This window comes from Granulimonas faecalis, assembly GCF_022834715.1.
In the GTDB taxonomy this organism is placed as follows: domain Bacteria; phylum Actinomycetota; class Coriobacteriia; order Coriobacteriales; family Atopobiaceae; genus Granulimonas; species Granulimonas faecalis.
Map to the genome: position 1 here is coordinate 238,179 of NZ_BQKC01000001.1, position 19,870 is coordinate 258,048.

The following is a 19,870-nucleotide window of genomic DNA, read 5'->3' on the forward strand; positions in this document are numbered from 1 at the left end:
TTCCATGGGCGGCGGGGTCGATGTCAGGAGGGTCGCGCGCGACGTCGTCCTCATCGTCGTGGGATCGGCCCTCTACGCCTTCGGCGTGGACGCCTTCGCCGTGCCCGAGGGCCTGGCCGCCGGCGGCGTCACGGGCCTCGCCACGGTGATCTACGCCGTGGGGGCCGAGCACGGCCTCTACCTTCCCGTGGGCACCCAGACCCTGGTCATGAACGGCCTGCTCATGATCCCGGTCATCCGCACCGGCGGCCTGCGCTACGCCGCCCGCACCATCGGCGGCATCGTCGCGAGCTCCCTGTTCATCGACCTGTTCGCCCCGGTGGTGCCGCCCCTCGGCGGGGGCGACCTCCTGCTCTGCGCCCTGTGGGGCGGCGTGATTTGCGGCGTGGGCCTGGGCCTCGTCTTTCGCACCGGCGGCAACACCGGCGGCACCGACATCGTGGCCCAGCTCGCCAACCGCCGCCTCGGCGTGCCCGTGGGCACCGCGTCGGTGGTCGTGGACGCCCTCATCGTGCTGGTCTCCATCCCGGTCTTCTCGCTCTCCAACGCCCTGTACGCCATGGTGATGATGTATCTCATGTGCCGGGTCCTCGACGCCGTCATCGACGGCCCGAGGAGCGAGCGTGCGGCTTGGATCATCTCCCAGAACCACGACCGGATCGCCAACGCGGTCATGTACTCCCTCGGCCGCGGCTGCACAGAGGTCTCGGCCCGGGGTGTGTGGTCGGGCAACCCCAAGCCCATGCTCCTGGTGATCCTGTCCAACCGCGAGGTGGGCATGCTCAAGGAGATCGTCTCCGACGCCGACCCGGAGGCGCTCATGATCATCTCCGAGGTCCACGAGGCGTTCGGCGAGGGCTTCGAGGGCATGGGGCATCACTGACCCTCTGGAAATGCGGTGGTCGGGCTTCTTTGGCGCTACCGTGGGTACGATGTGTATAAGGCATGCCCTTTGGAATGGGCCATGGCCCGGCGGTCGTGACCGGGCGGATAAGGAGATTCGAGATGTACAAGGCGCTCGTTGCGTGCAAGGCCGGCATGGGCTCTTCGATGATGCTCAAGATCAAAGCCGACCAGGTCATCAAGGAGAACGAGCTCCCCATCGTGACCCAGCACGGGTCCCTCGACTCGATCGCCGACTTCAAGGGCGACCTCATCCTCACGCAGTCCGACTTCGCCGACAGGGTGGACACCCACGGCGTCTACGTCGCCTCGGTGGACAACATCCTCGACAAGGACGAGATCAAGGCCGTCCTCGAGGATTTCATCGCCACCCGTCAGGGTTAGGCCCGGGGCGCCCCGTCCCTTCTGCCCATCCGATGAAAGGCCATATAGGCAACCCCGGCCTCTGATAGGCTATGGGCGCACGTCACACACGCACGACAAAAGGAGCACCACGTGGCCAATCACTTCCGCAGCCCGGATGCGGAGCCGGAGAAGTCCCCGGCGACGCGCCCCGCTGCCCCCGACACGGCGGACGCGCCCGCCGACGGGGCCCCCACCGCGAACGAGGGCCTCGAGCCCGTCGTCGTGGAGACGGCCCACGCGCCCGCCCGCGAAAGCGCCTTCGACCCCACCAACGAGCCCGGCTTCACCAGCGTCTTCGCGCCGCTGCGTCCCACCGACGAGGACGAGAGCCACATCAACCGCTCGGGCGCGCCGACCATCTCCATGCGCGACGTCACCAAGATCTATCCCGCGCAGCCCAACAAACCGGCCCTCGAGAACGTCTCGCTGGACATCTACCCCGGTGAGTTCGTCTTCCTCGTGGGCCACTCCGGCTCGGGCAAGTCGACCTTTATCAAGCTGCTCACCCGCGAGCTCAAGGCCACCGGCGGCAAGGTGATCGTGGCCGGCCAGGACCTCACCACCATGCGCAACTGGAAGGTCCCGTACCTGCGCCGTCAGATCGGCTGCGTGTTCCAGGACTTCAAGCTGCTGCCCGACAAGACCACCTACGAGAACGTGGCCTTCACGCTCGAGTGCATCGGCAAGCCCCGATCCGTGGTTAAGGCCCAGGTCCCCGAGGTGCTGCGTCTCGTGGGCCTGCAGGAGAAGATGGACATGTACCCCGACCAGCTCTCCGGCGGCGAGCAGCAGCGCGTCTCGGTGGCCAGGGCCATGGTCAACCGCCCGCCGCTGCTCATCTGCGACGAACCCACGGGCAACCTCGACCCCGCCATCTCGCTCGGCATCATGAAGCTGCTCGAGCGCATCAACCGCACCGGCACCACGGTCCTCATGGCCACCCACGACCGCGAGATGGTCGACTCCATGCGTAAGCGCGTCATCGCGCTCGAGGCCGGCCATGTGGTCCGCGACCAGGAGAGGGGAGGCTACGGCTACTATGGCGCCCTCTAACTTCGGCTACTCCCTGCGCGAGGCCGGGCATCACTTCCGCAGGAACCTGTCCACGGCCCTCGGCGCCGTGGTCACCATCTTCCTTTCGCTCTTCATCATCGGCGTCTTCGTCCTCGGCAGCTCCATCGTCAACAACATGGTGGGCTCCGTGGAGGACAAGGTCACCATCCAGGCGTTCCTCTCCGACGACGCCGCCCAGGACAAGGTGGACGCGCTCCAGAAGTCCGTCCAGGGCTGGGACAACGTCGAGTCGGTGACCTACAAGTCCAAGGACGAGGCCCTCGAGGAGTACCGCACCACCATGTCCAACAAGAACGCGGCCGCGGCCGTGGACGCGCTGGACGGTCAGAACCCGGTGCCCGCCTCCCTCGTCATCAAGCTCGACGACCCGCAGCAGGTCTCGGCCACGGCCGACAAGCTCATTGCCGATCCCTCGTTCGCCGAGGTCTGCGACGACACCGACAACCCGGCCGCCTCGGTGCAGTACGGTCAGGAGACCGTCGAGCGCCTCTTCTCGGTGGCCAACTACATCCGCGTCATCGCCGTGGTGCTGGTGATCATGCTCACCTTCGTGGCCTTCGTGTTCATCAACAACACCATCCGCCTGGCCATCTCGGCCCGCCGCCGCGAGATCGCCATCATGCGCCTCGTGGGCGCGTCCAACGGCTTCATCCGCGGGCCCTTCCTCATGGAGGGCGCCCTCGAGGCCTTGATCGGCGCGCTGCTGTCCATCGGCGCCCTGCAGCTGGTCATCTCCGTGGTGCTGCCGCGCCTCGAGAGCAGCCTGCAGTTTCTGGCCATCGCGGTCGACCCGGCCATCGTCGGCTTCACCTACGTGATCCTGATCGTGGTGGGCCTCGTGATCGGCCTGTTCGGCTCGGCCATTGCCATGGGTCGCTACCTCAAGGTGTAGCCGCCGGCGCCCCAGATGGGGTAAGAACGGACAAGAGCGACAGGTGCGGCCCGCGCTGAGCGCGGGCCGCTTTGTTTGAAGGAGGGGTTCCCATGGCCAAGGGCAGGAAGGGCTCCAACCGGCGCAGGCCGCCCAAGACCAGGCCCAAGCACCGGAGCGCCCTCATCGGCACCATCCGGGTGGCCCGGCCCGGCGTGGCCGAGGTCGAGACGGCGGAGGGCACGTTCCCGGTGGCCCGGGGCGGCATCCGCGAGGCCATGAACGGTGACACCGTGGGTGTGACCCTCTCGCCGGCCCATCACGGGCCCGGCAAGATGGCCCGGGTGCAGACCGTCGTCACCCGCGCCACGACCTCCTTCGTAGGCATCTACGGGCGCCTGGACCCCCTCGGGGCCGTCACGCCCCTCGACGAGCGCATCCGGCGGGACTTCTTCGTGCTGCCGGACGACCGCAGCGCGGGGCGGCTGGGGGTGGGGGACGGCGATCTCGTGCGGGCCCGGATCCTCGCCTACCCGTCCCGCGGGGAGGCCGGCGTGGTCACCGTCGACGAGCGGCTGGGCTCGCCCGACGACGTGGATGTGGACATCGAGGCGGTCATCGCCCGTCACGACCTGCCGCGCTCGTTCCCGCCCTCCGTGGAGCGGGAGGCGTCCTACGTGAGGGCGGGCATCGAGGAGGCGCTGTCCGAGCCCGGGCGCCTGGACCTCCGCGACGTCCCGTGCGTCACGGTGGACCCCACAGGCGCCCGCGACTACGACGACGCCGTCTTCGCCCGCCGCACCGACCGTGGGTACGAGGTGTCGGTCTCCATCGCCGACGTCACCCACTATGTGGGGCCAGGCTCCTCGCTCGACTCCGAGGCGGCGTCGCGCACCTGCTCGGTGTACCTGGCCGACCGCGTGCTGCCGATGCTGCCCGAGGCGCTGTCCTGCGACGTCTGCTCCCTCGTGCCGGGTATGGACCGCCTGGCCATGAACGTCGCGGTGGAGCTCGACCGCGACGGCGCGGTGACCGGGTCGCCGCGCATAGCGCCGGCCGTCATCCGCTCGCGGGCCCGCTTGGAGTACGGGCAGGTGGACGCCCTCCTCGGCGGCGGGTCGGAGCCCCGGGACCTGCCCGTGGCCGAGGGCGACCCGTCCGTGGTGGCCGAGTCGCTCGCCGTGCTCGACGAGGTGGCCTACAAGCGCAGGGTGCTCCGGCACCGCCGGGGCGCCATCGACTTCGCCTCGAGGGAGTCGAAGGTGACCGTGGATGCCGACGGGCGCCCCGTGGATGTCATCGTGCGCCGCCCCACCGCGGCCACGGAACTCGTGGAGGAGGCCATGCTCCTCGCCAACGAGGCCGTGGCGGCCGAGCTTGCCGGGCGTTCCGTGGCCACGGCCTTCCGCGTGCACGAGCAGCCCTCCCCGGAGGACCTCGCGCGCGTGGTGCCGGTGCTCAAGGAGTTCGACCTTGTGGACGCCGCCCAGGCGGCGGCCGTGGCCGCGGGCGACCCCTTCGCCATCGAGGGGGTGCTCGAGCGCGCGGCCGGCACCGTGGCCGAGACGCTCGCCTCCACGCTGCTGCTCCGGGCCATGAAGCGGGCCATCTACCTGCCACGCAACGACGGCCACTACGCCCTCGGTGCCAAGGCCTACTGCCACTTCACGAGCCCCATCCGCCGCTACCCCGACATCCTCGTGCACCGCGCCCTCAAGGCCCTCGCCCGCGGGCGCCTCTCCACGCGGGAGTGGCGCGCCGCCGAGCGCCTGCTGCCCCAGCGGTGCCGCGACTGCTCCGACGGCGAGCGCCGCGCCGCCGCGGCCGAGCACGAGTCGCAGGCCATCAAGATGGCCGAGTTCTACGCGGGGCGCATCGGCTCGGTGGAGGGTGGCGTCGTGAGCGGCTGCGAGCGTTTCGGCCTGTTCGTGACCCTGGACGGCACCGGCGCCGACGGCCTCGTGCCCGTGCGGCGCCTCGGCGACCAGTGGTTCTCCTACGACGACCGGCGCCTCACCCTCACGGGCGAGGAGGACGGAACCCGGTGGGGCCTCGGCGACCGGGTACGGGTGCGCGTGGAGGCCGTGGACGTGCCCCGGGGGCGCATCGACTTCACCCTGGCCGACGACGGCGGGGAGCCGTGCCACAATGGGTGCGGCCACAACGGAGAACGGGAGTCTTAGATGGACCTCAGCCAGATGACGGCCGACCTCGTGCAGGCCGAGATGCTGCTTGCGGCCGGCCAGGCCGAGCAGGCGGAGCCCATGCTCGCCGCCATGGCGGCCGACGCCGAGGAGTACGTCGACCGCAACTGCCACACCACCGACGAGGTGCAGTGGTTCAGCTTCCCCACGGTCTTCGACCGACTCGCCTACCGGCGCGTGGAGCGCGACCCGCGGCGCCTCGAGCAGGTGGGGGAGCCCCTGGACCGCCTCTACGGCGACCTCGCCTTCGCCCAGGTGAACCTCGGCGACTACGACCGCGCCGCCGAGGCACTCAAGCAGGCCGTGCGCTGGAACCCCATGGGCTGCGGCTACCGCCTCGACCTTGCCGAGCTCTACCGCATCAAGGGCGACATCGACGAGTGGCTGGCCCTCACCTTCTCGGTGTTCGCCCGCGCCAGCGAGGCCCAGCACCTCGTGCGCGCCTACTGCAACTTCGCCCGGCACTTCGAGGAGACGGGGCGCCCCCGCACGGCGGCCGCCTGCCTCAAGAGCGCCCAGAACCTCTCTGAGGACGATGCCGCCCTTGGGAAGATGGTGGACGCCGCCCGCGGCACCGACGGCGACCCCGATGCCCTGACCCGCCGGGAGGCGGCCGAGCTGGTCGAGGCCGAGGGGCTGCCCGACGGCGCCAACGCCGAGATCGCCGTCTGCCTGCTCATGTGCGCCACCGACGCCGCGGACGCCGGCGACCGCAACCTCGCGGCGTCGCTCACCCTCCGTGCCCGCGACCTTGTGGGCACCGAGGCCTGCGCGCTGCTCATCGACGTCATCCGCTCCACGGACGACGGGGAAGGGGGAAAGTGATGGCCTCTCCCGCCAAGGGCGGAAAGAAGAAGGGCCCCTTCATCAAGGTCCTCGCCAAGAACCGCACCGCCCGCCACGAGTACTTCATCGACGAGACGTTCGAGGCCGGCATCGTCCTCACCGGCAGCGAGGTCAAGAGCCTCCGCGAGCGCTCCGCCCAGATCACGGACGCCTTCGTGCTCGTCCGCGGAGGCGAGGCGTGGCTCCACGGCATGCACATCCAGCCCTACAGCCACACCGGCGCCTGGGGGCAGGACCCCGACCGCAAGCGCAAGCTCCTGCTGCATCGCCGCCAGATCGACTACCTGGCCGGCAAGCTCAAGGTCAAGGGCGTGGCCCTCGTGCCCCTCGAGCTCTACTTCGACGAGCACAACCGCGTGAAGCTCCGGATCGGTCTCGCGCGGGGTAAGAAGCTCTACGACAAGCGCGCCGACATGGCCAAGCGCGACTCCGACCGAGAGATCGCCCGGGCACTCAAGGAGCGCAACCGACGTATATGAGCGGCGGCGGGCCGGCGCCCGCACCCGCCCGGAAAGGGGGAGCCATGGTGGATCCCACCGTCATGTTCAAACACTCCTACGGCCTGTACATCGTCTCGTCCAAGGACGAGGAGGGCGCCGCCGCCTGCCTCGTCAACACCGTCACGCAGGTCACGGCCGAGCCCATCCAGGTCGTCGTCTCGGTGAACAAGGACAACGTCACCTGCGGCCGCATCGCCGCCAGCGGGCACTTCGCCGTGACCGTCCTCGACGAGTCGGCCGACATGCCCTTCATCGGGCGCTTCGGCTTCCGCAGCTCCGCCGACATCGACAAGTTCGAGGGGCTTTCCTGCGCCACCGACGAGTTTGGCGACGTCTACACCACCGACCACTGCTGCGGCATGTGCGCCTGTGCCGTGCGCCAGACCGTGGACGCGGGGACGCACCTCGTGTTCCTCGGCGAGGTCGTCGAGACGCGCGACCTGGGTGACGGTACGCCCATGACCTACAGCTACTACCACACCACCCTCAAAGGCAAGACCCCGCCCAAGGCCGCCAGCTACGTGGCCGAGTAGGCCTGCCCGTTCCGGTTGTCGCGCTTACGGGGCGTGCCACGGGGTATCTAAAGACAAGGCCGGACCCGCCGGCACGTCGTCACGTCAAAAAAGGAGACATCATGGCTGATGAGAAGAAGACCTACACCTTCCGCTGCACCGTGTGCGGCTACGAGGTCACCATCGACGAGCCCGAGCTTCCCGAGGACTACGTCTGCCCTGTGTGCGGCGTGGGCCCCGAGCTCTTCGAGCTTGTCGAGGAGGACTAGCCCTGCCTGCGGGTCGGGCCCTGTGCTAGACTCGTTCTTCCTTCGGGGGCGACTGGTTTCGACTGGATGGTCCTGAGGTGGGAAGCAAGCCGTGGTCTCCTCGCCACGTTAAACAGGGGTACCGTCAAATTCAATTGACGACACTGAGTTCTCTGGGCAGTATGCCCTCGCTGCTTAGTCTTAACTAACCAGCGCGCCGAGCACGGGCTCGCTCCTGGTCCGTGCAAGGTGTCATCTTAGGGAGATGCGCCTGCGGACGTGGTCGGTATGCCGCAGGCTAAGACGGAACCGACTGGAGCCGGGTGCGTGGGCCACCGTACCAGCCCGGCTCGAGACCCGATCGGTGGCTGAGCTTGGAGATGCCCGCCAGGGGGCCATGTAGGACCGGAGTTCGATTCTCCGCGCCTCCACCAATGGCAACGCGGCCCTGCGCCAGACCATGGCGCAGGGCCGCTTTCTTGTGCCGGCCGGGCGCCGGTCGCTCGGCTCGGGCTCAGCCGGTCTGGTCCGTCGCGCGGGCGGGCCGGTTGCGCTGTGACGTGAAGCAGAGCTCAAAGAAGCCGGGCACCTGTCGGGTCTCCGTGTACTCGATCATGATGCCGGTGCCGTCGTAGGCGTTGCAGCGCATGACGGCTATGGCGTTGAGACCCCCGAGGTCGAGGAGCGCCTCGTCGACGGCGTTGGTGCGCTCGACGGTCACCGCGCGCTTGCTGGTGACGATCCGGATACCCAGGTCCTCCTCCAGGTAGCGGTAGACCGACCGGTCGACGATGGCGGGGGTGAGCCCGGGCACGCTGGACGAGAGGTAGAAGCTCTCGTCGGTGCCCACGGCCACCCCGTCGGCGTAGCGCACGCGCAGGATGTGCGTGAGCCCGCTCGACCGGGAGAAGCCCGTGAGGCGTGCGAGCTCCTCGTCCGCGGTCACCTCCTCGAGCACGACGGTGCGCGTCTCGGGGACGAAGCCCCGGCGTGCGCCCAGCTCCTGGTAGGTCTCGAGGCCGCTGTCCTCGCGCTCCCGGGGGCTCTCGTGCAGCGGGTTGTAGATCACGCGCACGCCCTTGCCCTGCATGGGCTGCACGTACCCCTCGGCCGCCAGCTGGGACAGGGCCCGGCGCACCGAGCTCCGTGAGCAGTCGAACCGCTCCGTGAGCGCGTGCTCGGACGGTATGAACGACTGGTAGGGGAGGCGGCCGCTCACGACCTCGTCTTTGAGGGTGGAGTAGATCTGTCGGTAGATGGCCTTGGGCACGGCGGGTTCCTCGAAAGAAGGTTGGTCACTCTTAGTGTCCAGCATACTCTACCTGCGTCAAACTTATTCGTACAACGCTTGCCAGGAGAATACGACCGCTCACCTCGGTTCCCCTTAAGATGGAAACTTATACGAACAAGTTTGGGCACCATGAATGCCTATCTTGTACGAATAAGTAATGCCCCGTGGCGCCGCGGGGCCCGTGCGAGGCGGCGGCCCGAGGGCCGCCAGTAAAAGACATCGCACGACAGACAAGAAAGGGGGTGCCCGAGATGATGGAGAAGATCCAGAAGTTCGGTGGGGCCATGTTCACCCCGGTGCTGCTGTTCGCCTTCGCCGGCGTGGTCATCGGGTTGGGGACGCTGTTCACCACCGGGGTCATCTTCGGCCCCATGGCGGCGGAAGGCGCCATGGGGTACGGCGTCTGGAACGTCGTCCTGCAGGGCGGTTGGACCGTGTTCAACCAGTTGCCGCTCCTGTTCGCCGTGGCCCTGCCCATCGGCTTGGCCAAGAAGCACAACGCCCGGTGCTGCATGGAGGTGCTCGTCGGCTACCTCACGTTCAACTACTTCGTCGCCACCATGCTCTCCCAGTGGGGCGGCTTCTTCGGCGTCGACTACTCCCTCGAGACCGGCAACACGAGCGGCCTGGCCATGATCGCCAACATCAAGACGCTCGACATGGGCATGATCGGCGCCCTCGCCATCTCCGGCGTCATCACCTGAATCCACAACCGCTTCTTCGAGTTCGAGCTGCCCGAGTGGCTCGGCGTCTTCTCCGGGTCCACCTTCGTCCTCGCTCACATCCGCGTGGGCCTCTACGCCATGCGCGAGCTCGACGAGAAGATCCCCCTCAAGCACGGCGTGGTCGGCCAGGAGACCTGCGGTGCCGGCGGCATCGCCTACGGCATGCGCTCCATCGGCGGCGTCTTCGAGATCCTCGACTACATGGAGAGGTGCAGCCCAGACGCCTGGATGCTCAACTACTCCAACCCCGCCGCCATCGTGGCCTAGGCCTGCCGCCTCCTGCGCCCCAGCTCCCGCATCATCAACATCTGCGACATGCATCGACCTCATGGACAAGATGGCCCACACGTGCGGCATCGCCGACCGCCGCGAGCTGCAGTACAGCTATTACGGCCTCAACCACTTCGGCTGGTTCACCGAGATCTTCGACAGGGACGGCAACGACCTGATGCCCCAGATCAAGGAGCACATGGCCAAGAGCGGCTACATGGACGGCTTCGAGACCTCCGGCGACAAGGCCCAACACATCGACGAGTCCTGGGTGCACACGTTCGGCAAGGCCAAGGACGTCTACGCCGTCGACCCCGAGACCATCCCCAACACCTACCTCAAGTACTACCTGTTCCCCGACTACGTGGTGGAGACCTCCGACCCCGAGTACACCCGCGCCAACGAGGTCATGGACGGCTGCGAGAAGAAGGTCTTCGGCGCCTGCCGCGAGATCATCGAGAAGGGGACGGCCGTCGGGTCCGACTTCGAGGCCGACGCCCACGCCACCGACATCGTCGACCTCGCCTGCGCCCTTGCCGAGAACACCCGCGAGCGCTTCCTGCTCATCGTCCCCAACGACGGCGCCATCTCGAACTTCGACCCCACCGCCATGGTGGGGGTGCCCTGCGTCGTGGGTAGGAACGGCTACGAGAAGATCTGCCAGGGTCAGATCCCGCAGTTCCAGAAGGGCATGATGGAGCAGCAGGTCTCCGTGGAGAAGCCCGTGGTCCAGGCCTGGGCCGAGGGCAGCTACCAGAAGCTCTGGCAGGCCCTCACCCCCTCGGCCACCATCCCCTCGGCCAAGGTGGCCAAGGACGTCCCGGACGACCTCATCGAGGCCAACAAGGATTCTGGCCCGAGCTCTCGTAAGTTTATATAGTTCATAATCGTTTGGGCCGGCGGGGCGTTGCTCGCCTCGCCGGCTCCCGTGGCCGCCGTCGGCCCCAGAAAGGAGCCTCGCCCATGGCCAAGAAAAACCGCGCCCAGGCCGCCAGCCGCGGGACGCGCCTCGACCCCGAGCGCCGCGAGTCTCGGGAGCAGGCCGAAGGCGTCGCGGCTCCCGTGACGCGCGGCGCGTCTGGTCGGGAGGGGCTCCCGTCGCATGTTCCTCGTCGTGGAAGCGCTGCTCGTTGTGAGCCCCTTTGCCGGGATGGCCGTCTCGGGCTCGCTCAACTTCGATGCGGCCGGCATCGCCAGCCTGCAGGACCTTTTCGCCTGAAGCCCCGCCTTTGCGGTGAGCTTTCTTGCCGCCTGCATCCAACCGCTCGTGGCCTACCTGCTCCATCTGGCCCACAAGCATTACGCCGACGGCGGCGGAGGCTACACGGCGGCCAACCTCGTGGGGCTGCTCTGCGCTGAGATGCTCATGCAGAACGTGGCGGGGCTGGCCGGCATCGTCTTGCTCCTGTGGCGTGTTTGGAGACCTACGGCCAAAGAGCGCGCCCGCTGGCGCAAGGAGCGTCCGTGGGGCGCCAAGGCGGCCGAGGTGTCGGGCGCCATCGTGGTGGTTGTGCTCGCGGCCCTGTGCGCCTTTGCGAGCTGGCGCATCAACAACGGCTAGACAGTTTGAGGGCCGCCCTGCGTGGGAGGCTTGAGGAAGGAGAGGTTCATGGGACTGTTCGACCGCATGTTCAAGGGGGCCGGCAAGGCGCAGAAGGCGCCCGAGGGGCCCCGCGTCCTCTCGCCGGCCGACGGCGAGCTCGTGGCCATCGAGTCGGTGGCCGACCCGGTCTTCGCCGAGAAGACCATGGGCGACGGCGTGGCGATCGTGCCCGTGGGCGGCCCGCTCGCGGCGCCCGTGGACGGCACCCTCTCGGCGCTGTTCCCCACGGGGCACGCGTTCGGCGTGGAGGCCGGGGACCTCTCGGTCATGGTCCACGGCGGCATCGACACCGTGGACCTCGAGGGCGTGGGCTTTGAGGTCGCGGCCGCCCAGGGCGACGCCGTGACGGCCGGCCAGACCGTGGTGACCATGGACGCCGACGCCGTGCGCGCCGCCGGCTACGACCCCACCGTCATGGTGGTGGTCCTGGAGGCGCCCGCCGGCATGACCATGCGCAAGCGCGGGCCCGGCCCCGTGAAGGTTGGGGAGCCGGTGATCTGGTTCGAGTAGCGGGCGCGGTGGTCCAAGGGGCGTGGTTCGAGTTTGGACCGCGCCCCTTTTTTGGTGGATGTCAGCGGAGGTCCTTCTCCACCACGAGCTCGGCGAAGGCCCGGATGGAGTAGGACGGCTGGCCCTTGGCGGTGTCGACAAGGTTCCACAGACAGCTGGGAATCTCGTGCTCGGCAAGGTTCTTGGCGATGCAGGGAGCACAGCCCCGGTCGTGGTTTGACGGGTGATAAGGGCAGACCTGGTCGGTGCAGGTGCAGAAGGGGGAGAGCTGGTCCATAGGGGCTCCTCGGCAGGCTGGCGGCTGGGAAGTCCCTTCATTGTGCCATCCTGCGTCATTCTCCGGGGATAGGGCATGCCGCGGGGGCCTCTGGCATGGGTTTTGGGGCTTGTGCGGGGAGAAGCCCATGCCAGCTGGCCCTGCGGCATGGGTTTTAGTGGTGCCAAGCGGCGAGAACCCATGCCAAGGAGCGCTCTGGCACGGGCTTGCGTAGCACCGATAAGGAAAAACCCATGCCAGAGGCTTCCCTGGCATGGGTCGAGGGGGCACAAAGCGGGTTTGCTCGCAGCTCCTAGCGACGCCCGCTCTTGGAGCGGGTCTTTCCGCCCAGATCGCCGGGGCGGCGACCCTTCTTGCGGGCGGGTTTAGAGGGGCGCGGGCCGTTGTAGCTCTGCCAGCCTTGGCCGGATCCGCTCTCGCGCTGAGATGATCCGCTGCGCTTGCGAGAGCCGGGGCGCCCGTTGCCGCGGCTGCTGTCGCCGCGGCCCTGGCTGCCACGGCCCTTGGTCGAAGCTCCCTGGCGCTTGGCGTTGCTGCTGCGGTTGCCCCTCTCGCCAGGGGCCGTAGGGCTCTTGGCCGTGGCGTCTTTGGTCTTCTTGCCGGTTTCGCGCTCGCCGGCCTTTGCCTTGGGCTTGCCGTGGGAGGGCCGGGGGCCCTTGTCGCGCTTGGCCTGGCGCGCCACGGCCTTTGCGGCGGCGGCCTTCGTGCGGCTCTTGCGGTGCTTGCCGGAGGCGGGCAGGTTCCTCACCTTGGCCGGCACGCGGTCGGGGTCCAGCTCGGGCGGCGTGGTGCCCAGGTCCAGGCCCTTGGTGCGCTCGAAGGCGGGCACGGTGCGGCCCATGAGGGCCTCGGTGGCCAGCATGTCGTCCACGTCGTCGGGCGTCACGAAGGTGAGGGCCCAGCCAAACTCCCCGGCGCGGCCGGTGCGGCCGATGCGGTGGACGTAGTCCTCGGGGTCGCCGGGCACGTCGAAGTTCACCACATAGTCCACGTCGGGCACGTCGATGCCGCGGGCCAGCACGTCGGTGGCCACGAGCACCTCGATGGAACCCTTGCGGAAGTCGCGGAGCGCCCGCTCGCGCTGGTTCTGGTTGCGGTCGCCGTGGATGGGCGCCGCGGCGATGCCGGCCTTGCGCAAGCGTCGGCAGGCGGCGTCGGCGCGGTGCTTGGTGCGGCAGAACACGATGACGCGGCTGTGGCCCTCGCGCTCGAGCACCTTGGCCAGGAGCTTGTTCTTGACCTCGGGCGACACCGGCAGCAGAAACTGGTCGATGGTCTGGGCCGCCGTGCCGCGCCGTGCGATCTCGATGACGGCGGGGTCGTGGACGAGGTCGGTGATCTCGCCCACGGCGGCCTCGTCGAGGGTGGCCGAGAAGAGCAGCGTCTGGCGGCGGTTCCTGCAGGCGGCCACGATCTTGCGCACGGTGGGCAGGAAGCCCATGTCGAGCATGCGGTCGGCCTCGTCGATGACGAGGGTGGTCACCTCGGACAGGTCGCAGTCGCCCGTGCCCATGAGGTCCATGAGGCGCCCCGGGGTGGCCACGAGCACGTCGCAGCCGCGGGCGAGTTTGCCCCGCTGCGGCCCGTAGGAGACGCCGCCCACCACGGTGACGGAGCGGTGGCCGGTCTTCTTGCAGATCGTCTGGCACACGTCCTCGATCTGGATCGCCAGCTCGCGGGTGGGGGTGACGATGAGGCAGAGCGGCCCCTTGGCCTTGCCGTGGTGCGGGAGGTCGTTGAGCACGGGCAGCAGGAAGGCCGCGGTCTTGCCGGTGCCGGTCTGGGCGGCGGCGAGCACGTCCTTCCCGGCGAGCACGGCGGGGATGGCCTGTTCCTGCACGGGGGAGGGGCTCTCGTAGCCCAGGGACTTCACGGCGGCAAGGACCTTGGCGCCGAGGCCGAGCTCGGCGAAGGTGCTGGATTGGGTTTCAGACAAAAGGGTTCCTTACAGGTCGATTCACAAGGCCCGCCCATGGCGGGGGAGCGGCCCCTGGACGATGGGCGGCGTGGGCCCGGACCGACAACTCGAACACTCTACACGCCCTCGCCGCCGTCACGCGGTCATCGCAGGCAAAATCCACGGGACCGCCGCCGGTGCCAGCGCCTGAAAGCGACCGAGGGCACCCTCAGGCGCTTTCAGGCGCAGTGCCCGTCGCGGTGCCCGCCTACGCCCCCTCGACGGCCCCGTTGCCGCCGGCCTCGGCGGTCTGCTCGCGCAGCTTTCCCACCACGAGGGCCACGAGGAAGAGCGCGACGGCAAAGAGCAGCACCACGGCGAGGTCGACCGCGATGGCCTCGAGGGCGGCGTCGGTGCCGGCCGACCCGGCGACGTCGCGGGCCCGGGCGAGGGCGTCGGTGTACCACCAGCCGGGTGTGAAGCGCGCCACGGCCTGGACCTCGGGGGCCAGGAGGCTGAGCGAGATCCACGCGCCGCCCAGGAACGACATCGCCATGCCGAGGAGGTTGCCGATGGCGTTGGCGCCGCCGAGCCCGCAGCCGAACTGTCCCGCGAGAAACGACACGGCCAGCGGGACCAGGCAGAAGACCAGCGAGGCGCCCAGGGTGGCGGCGAGGCCCGCGGGCCCCATGGCCGCGGCGTCGGCCCCGAAGAACGCCAGGCCCACCGCGGTGGCGACGCCCCAGCACGCCAGCGTGACCGCCAGGGCCGCGCCCGCCACCTGGAGGGTGTAGGAGGCGTAGGTCTCGGGCGACGCGAGGTCGCGGCGGCGCACGTCGGTGCGGTTGAACGTCGAGAAGAGCACAGCGGTGCACGCGACGACCGACGCGACGGTGGTGTAGATGGACCACTGCAGGTAGAACGTGAAGGCGTTGACGCCCCCGTCGGCACCCTCGGCCCGCTCGGAGGGGAGCACCGCCACGGACACGGTCTCGGCTGCGGCCCTGGCGGCCTCCTCGGAGACGGCCGCGCCGCCGGCCCCGGGGTCGGCGGCCGCGGCCACGGCCGCCGCGGAGAGCCACCGATCGGCGGTGGCGGAGGCCAGGGCGCCGCCGGCCCCCACGAATCCGTAGGCGGCCTCCACGGACGGCGTCTCCCGGCCCGCCCGGGCGGCGGCGAGGAAGTCGTCGCCGAAGCCCGGGGGGACGATGAACAGGCAGTCCACCTGCCCCTGGGCCACGGCCTCCTCCATGGCGAGCCGGTTGTCGGCCACGTCCTCGCGGGTGCCTAGGCCGGCCAGGCCCTCGACGAGGCCGCGGGACAGCTCGCTGCCGTCGCGGTCCACGACGGCCCAGTCCACCTGGGGCCGGGCCACGGCCGCGGCGGTGTCCGCGGGCTGCGAGGACGCGACCGCCAGGGCCATGGCCACACCCATGAACGACAGTCCCACGGCGTAGATGAGGAAGAACAGCGGCTTCCTGACGGCCATGGTCAGTGCGTACCTAAAGACTCTCACGGCGCAGCCTCCTTAGGCGGACGACGGCAACGGCGCAGCACACGACCCCGAATGCGGCCACGAGGCCCAGGTGGAACCAGTAGGGGGCGAGGCTGTCGTAGTAGACGAGGGAGGAGAGCGAGTCCATGACCTGGCGCACGGGGTTCACCCAGGCGGACGCCGGGACCTCGCGGGCAAGGGAGTTGGCCATCTCCATGACGGGCTCGCCGTAGAGGCCGGCGAACAGGGCGCCCACGCACGTGACGGCCGTGAGGATACCGTCCTTGACACCGGCGTCCCGTGGCCCCGTCACCGCCACGAGGCCGCCGAGCCCCGTGGCCATGAGCGAGGCCAGGGCGAGGGCCAGTACCACGAGGGGAAGCCGCGCCCCGAAGTCGATGGAGGCGGCGACGCAGATGTAGGCGAGGCACACCGCCAGGCCCGCGAACGAGGTGGCCCAGGAGGCCGAGAGCCAGCAGAGGAGCTGCCGGGACCGGGGCCTGCCGCCCACGGTGATGCGCGAGGCGCACCCCGTGGCGCCGGGGACGAGGGTCAGCGCCGCCATGAGGCCGCTCTGGGCGCTCATGAGCGCGGCGAAGCCGAGGAGGGCGAAGTAGAAGGCGGTGGTCTCCTTGGGCGCGGTCTCGGTGAGCGAGACCTTGTCCACGTGGCCGCCGCCCGAGAGCGCGGCCGCGACGGCCTCCGAGGCGAGGGCCACCGGGTCCCTCTCGGCCACGGCCCTCGCGGCGGCCATACGGGCGGCCCAACCGTCGAAGACCGAGACCACCACGGACTGCTCGAGCTCCACGGTGGAGTCGGAGGTGGGCGCGAGGTCCACGGAGACGTCGGCGCCGTCGAGCGACACCACGGCTATGGGCGCCCTCCCGTCGCCCGCGCCCCCCATGGCGGAGCCCTTCGCAGTGGCCTTCTCCGCGGCGCGGTGGGCGTCCTGCTCGGAGCCGTACCAGGAGACCGAGAAGGCCGCCGGGGCGCCGTCGCCCGTGGAGAGGGCGTCCACGAAGTCCCGGAACGCCTCGCCCTCGGGGCCGTCCGCGGGGCGCACGGCCGCCACGGGGAGCTCCTCCAGGACGGTGAGCCGCTCCAGGGGCTGGAACATGAAGACGAAGATCGTGGCGAGGCCCAGCGGGAGGCCCAGGCACCAGACGAGGAAGCTCCTGTCGCGCACCAGGGTGAGCAGGGCGAGCCACCAGTTCTTGAGCATGGCGACCCCCTAATCCCTGAGCTTGCGGCCGGTGAGCTCGAGGAACACGTCGTTCAGCGTGGGTGGCTCGCTCCATACGCGGCCCGGCGTGCCGTGGCAGTCGCGCACGGCGCCGAGGACGTCGAGGAGGTTGTGGGGCCTGTTGGCGCAGCGCACCTGCAGGGTGCCGTCGCCATAGGAGGCCTCGCGGCACCCGGGCAGCGCCTCGATGCGTTCCAGGAGCCCCGCAGGCAGGTTCGCGAGCTCGACGGAGACGGTCTCGCCGATCTTGACCTGGGCCTTGAGCTCGTCCACGGTGCCCTGGGCGATGATGCGCCCGTGGTCGAGGATCGCCACGCGGCTGCAGAGCTCCTCGACCTCCTCCATGTAGTGGGAGGTGTAGACCACGGTGGTGCCCGCCTCGTTCATGGAGCGGATGCCCGAGAGGATCTGGGCGCGGCTCTGGGCGTCCACGGCCACGGTAGGCTCGTCAAAGAACGCGAGGTCGGGCCGATGGGCGATGCCGCAGGCGATGTTGAGGCGCCGCAGCAGGCCGCCCGACAGCTTGCGGGGGCGCCACGAGGCGAACTCCCCGAGGCCGCAGAAGTCCACGGCGGTGTCCACGCGGCGGGCGCGCTCGGCGCGGTCCGTCACGTAGAGGCCGCAGAAGAAGTCGATGTTCTCGCGTACCGTGAGCTCGTCGAAGACGGCGATGTTCTGGGGCACCACGCCCACGCGGCGCTTGAGGCCGTAGCTCGTGGGGGTCATGGGCTCGCCGAAGAGCTCGATCCGCCCCTTGTCGTAGGTGAGCAGCTGCAGGATGCAGTCGATGGTAGTGGTCTTGCCGCTGCCGTTGGGGCCGAGGAGCCCGAAGACCTCCCCCGGCCGGATGGAGAGCGAGAGGTGGTCGACGGCCACGAAGGAGCCGTAGCGCTTCACGAGGTTCTCCACCGACACGGCGGGCGTCGGCGGCGAGGTTGTGTCCATGATGGGTCCTCCCGGTGGGTCTGGGTGCCAAAACGTGGCCACAGCATGGCCCGACGGCCGCCAGAAGCGGAAGTGACTTCTGTCACGGGCTCTGTCTTCGCAGCTAGAAGGGGGTGCTGGCTCAGGGGGCGACGACGGGTCCGCGATAGTAGAGCGAGACGAGCTGGGCCCGGTTGCGGAGCTCCTTCTTGCGCAGTATCGCGCTCACATGGTTGCGCACCGTGCCCTCGGAGAGGTACAGGCGGCCGGCGACCTCCCGGTTGTCGAGGCCCTCGGCCACGAGCGCCAGGACCGACCGCTCGCGGTCCGTGAGGCCTTCGAGCGCGGCCTCGGCGGCGGGGGCCGCGACGGGGCGGGCGGCCTCGTCGGCCAGGGCGGTGTTCTCCTCGCCGAGGGCGATCACGCGCTCCCGGAGGCCGTCGCGCAGGGCCGTGAGGGCGACGCGCTCGGCGGCCGAGGCCTCGCTGCGCACCGCGAGGGTGAAGGCCACGGCCTCCAGCAGGGCGAGCCCGGCGGCCGCCGTGGGCCCCATGGGGGCGAGCGACACCGCGGCGGGTGCCAGCCACGCCAGGCGCACCCATCGGCGGCGGCTCGAGGCGGCGAGGGCCGCGACGAGGGGGCCGAAGGCCGCGAAGGGCCCCCAGAGGGCGAGGAGCGCGAGGGCCGCGGCCGTCACGGCGTCGCGCCAGCGGGGCCGGGCGAGGTCGAGGAGGCAGGCGAGGCAGAGGGCGGCCAGGAAGGCGGGCGCGTAGGGCTCCAGGGCGGGGGAGAGGAGCTGCGCGGCGATGCCGAGCGTCAGCGCGACGGCGTGGTTCATGGTCCTGTCGACGGGCATGGCGGCCACGGGCGCCTCTCTCCTCGGCGGTGGGTGCGGACCTCAGTAGGGTAGCGCACACCACACCGCCCGGCCTGCGCCGCCCGCCGCGCGCCCTGCACCCAAGTCGCGCGCCCTTTCCCCCTTCTCCACCTGAACGCGAATGGGGGCGGCTCCCGGGTCTCGTCGGCCCGCGAATCCGCCCCCAACCGCGTTCAGGTGGGGAGACGGTCGCCCTCGATCGCGTTCAGGTGCCGAGAGAGATGCCTGCCGAGAGGGCGTACCGGGGGACCCTAGGCGAAGCTCACGTCGCCCTTGAGCGATTCCACGAGGTCCAGCGGCGCCGGCTGGGTGCCGGACTGCATGGCGTTGGCGGAGCCGGTGGCCATGGCGAGCACCATGACGTCACGGGTGTCCATGCCGCGGTCGCAGCCCAGCGCCAGCGCCGCCACCACGGAGTCGCCGCAGCCCACGGTGGAGGCCACCTTGACCTTGGGCGAGCACACCACGGTGGCGCCGTCGGCGTCCACGAAGACCGCGCCGTCGCCACCGCGGGAGACCACCACGCGCTCGATGCCGCCTGCCACGAGCTCCCGCGCGGCCTCCACGACCTTCTCGTCGGTGTCGAGGTCGCGGCCGAGCATGGCGCCCAGCTCCACCTCGTTGGGCTTCACCAGGTACGGCTTGGCCTCGAGGCCCAGCTCGAAGGCGCCGCCGGAGGCGTCGAGGAACACGCGGGCGCCGGCGTCGCGGCAGGCCCCCACCCAGGTGCGGTACGTGTCGGCCGGGGCGCCGGCGGGCAGGCTGCCGGAGAGCACCACGATGTCGCCCTCCCCCACGATGTCCACGAGGGCGTCGAGCATGGCGGAGAGGTCGGCGGCGGTGACGGTGGGGCCGGGCTCGTTGATGTCGGTGTTGGTGTGCAGCTCCTCGTCCACCACCTTGGTGTTGGTGCGGGTCTCGCCCGGGACCTCGAAGGCCCAGCAGTCGATGGAGGCGGCGGCGAGCATGTCCTGGATGCGGCGGCCCACCGACCCGCCGAGCAGGGCCAGGGCGCGGGACGACCCGCCGAGGGCGTCCACCACCTTGGTGACGTTGATGCCCTTGCCGCCCGGGTCCTCGCGCAGGGACCGCACGCGGTTGACCTCGTCGACGGCGAACCCGTCCACGTAGATGGTCTTGTCGAGGGCCGGGTTGAGCGTGACGGTGTAGATCATGGCCAATCCCTTCTGGTCTG

General features: G+C 69.8%; 19 protein-coding genes, 1 other RNA gene and 1 pseudogene. 13 read left to right on the forward strand and 8 right to left on the reverse strand.

What is annotated here, in order from left to right:
* The first annotated feature begins 4 nt into the window (after window positions 1–4).
* The 10 genes from OR600_RS01085 (at window position 5) to ssrA (ending at window position 7,997) form a co-directional block, all read left to right on the forward strand.
* Window positions 5–883, forward strand: a complete 879-nt coding sequence (locus OR600_RS01085; protein WP_135978892.1) for a YitT family protein — start codon at window positions 5–7, stop codon at window positions 881–883.
* A gap of 122 nt (window positions 884–1,005) precedes the next feature.
* Window positions 1,006–1,287: a PTS sugar transporter subunit IIB gene (locus OR600_RS01090; RefSeq protein WP_135978893.1), complete on the forward strand. Its 282-nt coding sequence runs from the start codon at window positions 1,006–1,008 to the stop codon at window positions 1,285–1,287.
* 111 nt (window positions 1,288–1,398) lie between these two features.
* On the forward strand, window positions 1,399–2,361 hold the full coding sequence (ftsE, locus tag OR600_RS01095) for a cell division ATP-binding protein FtsE (RefSeq protein WP_251164362.1): 963 nt from the start codon (window positions 1,399–1,401) through the stop codon (window positions 2,359–2,361).
* Window positions 2,348–3,274, forward strand: a complete 927-nt coding sequence (gene ftsX / locus OR600_RS01100; protein WP_135978895.1) for a permease-like cell division protein FtsX — start codon at window positions 2,348–2,350, stop codon at window positions 3,272–3,274. The genes ftsE and ftsX overlap by 14 nt, the downstream gene beginning before the upstream one ends.
* 92 nt (window positions 3,275–3,366) lie before the next feature.
* Window positions 3,367–5,436, forward strand: a complete 2,070-nt coding sequence (locus tag OR600_RS01105; RefSeq protein WP_135978896.1) for a ribonuclease R family protein — start codon at window positions 3,367–3,369, stop codon at window positions 5,434–5,436.
* Complete coding sequence (locus OR600_RS01110; protein ID WP_265590476.1) at window positions 5,437–6,282, forward strand: tetratricopeptide repeat protein; 846 nt, start codon at window positions 5,437–5,439, stop codon at window positions 6,280–6,282.
* Window positions 6,282–6,782, forward strand: a complete 501-nt coding sequence (gene smpB / locus OR600_RS01115; protein ID WP_265590477.1) for an SsrA-binding protein SmpB — start codon at window positions 6,282–6,284, stop codon at window positions 6,780–6,782. Before OR600_RS01110 ends, smpB begins: the two co-directional genes overlap by 1 nt.
* A gap of 44 nt (window positions 6,783–6,826) precedes the next feature.
* Window positions 6,827–7,336, forward strand: a complete 510-nt coding sequence (locus OR600_RS01120; protein ID WP_265590478.1) for a flavin reductase family protein — start codon at window positions 6,827–6,829, stop codon at window positions 7,334–7,336.
* A gap of 101 nt (window positions 7,337–7,437) precedes the next feature.
* Entirely contained in the window at window positions 7,438–7,584 is a 147-nt protein-coding gene (locus OR600_RS01125) for a rubredoxin-like domain-containing protein (protein WP_135978899.1), read from the forward strand.
* Window positions 7,585–7,628: 44 nt separating this feature from the next.
* Window positions 7,629–7,997: a transfer-messenger RNA gene (ssrA, locus tag OR600_RS01130) on the forward strand.
* A gap of 80 nt (window positions 7,998–8,077) precedes the next feature.
* On the opposite strand, the gene OR600_RS01135 is transcribed toward ssrA, so the two are convergent.
* Window positions 8,078–8,833, reverse strand: a complete 756-nt coding sequence (locus OR600_RS01135) for a GntR family transcriptional regulator (protein ID WP_265590479.1) — start codon at window positions 8,831–8,833, stop codon at window positions 8,078–8,080.
* A 272-nt stretch (window positions 8,834–9,105) separates the two neighbouring features.
* Between OR600_RS01135 and OR600_RS01145 the strand changes: the two are divergent.
* The 3 genes and pseudogenes from OR600_RS01145 to OR600_RS01155 all read left to right on the forward strand — a co-directional run bounded on the left by OR600_RS01145 (window position 9,106) and on the right by OR600_RS01155 (window position 11,962).
* Window positions 9,106–10,719, forward strand: a pseudogene (locus OR600_RS01145) (family 4 glycosyl hydrolase).
* A 364-nt stretch (window positions 10,720–11,083) separates the two neighbouring features.
* Entirely contained in the window at window positions 11,084–11,410 is a 327-nt protein-coding gene (locus OR600_RS01150) for a hypothetical protein (protein ID WP_265590480.1), read from the forward strand.
* Window positions 11,411–11,458: 48 nt separating this feature from the next.
* Complete coding sequence (locus OR600_RS01155) at window positions 11,459–11,962, forward strand: PTS sugar transporter subunit IIA (RefSeq protein WP_135978902.1); 504 nt, start codon at window positions 11,459–11,461, stop codon at window positions 11,960–11,962.
* Window positions 11,963–12,023: 61 nt separating this feature from the next.
* Here OR600_RS01155 and OR600_RS01160 read toward each other — a convergent pair whose 3' ends face one another.
* The 7 genes from OR600_RS01160 to pfkB form a co-directional block, all read right to left on the reverse strand.
* Complete coding sequence (locus OR600_RS01160; RefSeq protein ID WP_135978903.1) at window positions 12,024–12,239, reverse strand: DUF6485 family protein; 216 nt, start codon at window positions 12,237–12,239, stop codon at window positions 12,024–12,026.
* A gap of 292 nt (window positions 12,240–12,531) precedes the next feature.
* On the reverse strand, window positions 12,532–14,175 hold the full coding sequence (locus OR600_RS01165) for a DEAD/DEAH box helicase (RefSeq protein WP_265590481.1): 1,644 nt from the start codon (window positions 14,173–14,175) through the stop codon (window positions 12,532–12,534).
* 229 nt (window positions 14,176–14,404) lie between these two features.
* A complete protein-coding gene (locus OR600_RS01170) occupies window positions 14,405–15,652 on the reverse strand; it encodes an ABC transporter permease (RefSeq protein WP_265590482.1) in 1,248 nt (415 codons plus the stop codon).
* The gene (locus OR600_RS01175) at window positions 15,639–16,853 is read right to left on the reverse strand and encodes an ABC transporter permease (RefSeq protein WP_265590483.1); all 1,215 of its coding nucleotides are present in this window, start codon (window positions 16,851–16,853) and stop codon (window positions 15,639–15,641) included. Before OR600_RS01175 ends, OR600_RS01170 begins: the two co-directional genes overlap by 14 nt.
* Window positions 16,854–16,862: 9 nt before the next feature.
* Window positions 16,863–17,819 carry an ABC transporter ATP-binding protein gene (locus OR600_RS01180; RefSeq protein ID WP_265590485.1) on the reverse strand — a complete coding sequence of 319 codons (957 nt, stop codon included), beginning with the start codon at window positions 17,817–17,819 and terminating at the stop codon, window positions 16,863–16,865.
* 121 nt (window positions 17,820–17,940) lie between these two features.
* Window positions 17,941–18,654, reverse strand: a complete 714-nt coding sequence (locus OR600_RS01185; RefSeq protein WP_251173534.1) for a helix-turn-helix transcriptional regulator — start codon at window positions 18,652–18,654, stop codon at window positions 17,941–17,943.
* Between the two features lie 272 nt (window positions 18,655–18,926).
* Window positions 18,927–19,850 (reverse strand): 1-phosphofructokinase, encoded by a 924-nt coding sequence (gene pfkB / locus OR600_RS01190; RefSeq protein ID WP_135978908.1) that lies wholly within the window; start codon window positions 19,848–19,850, stop codon window positions 18,927–18,929.
* Window positions 19,851–19,870: the final 20 nt, after the last annotated feature.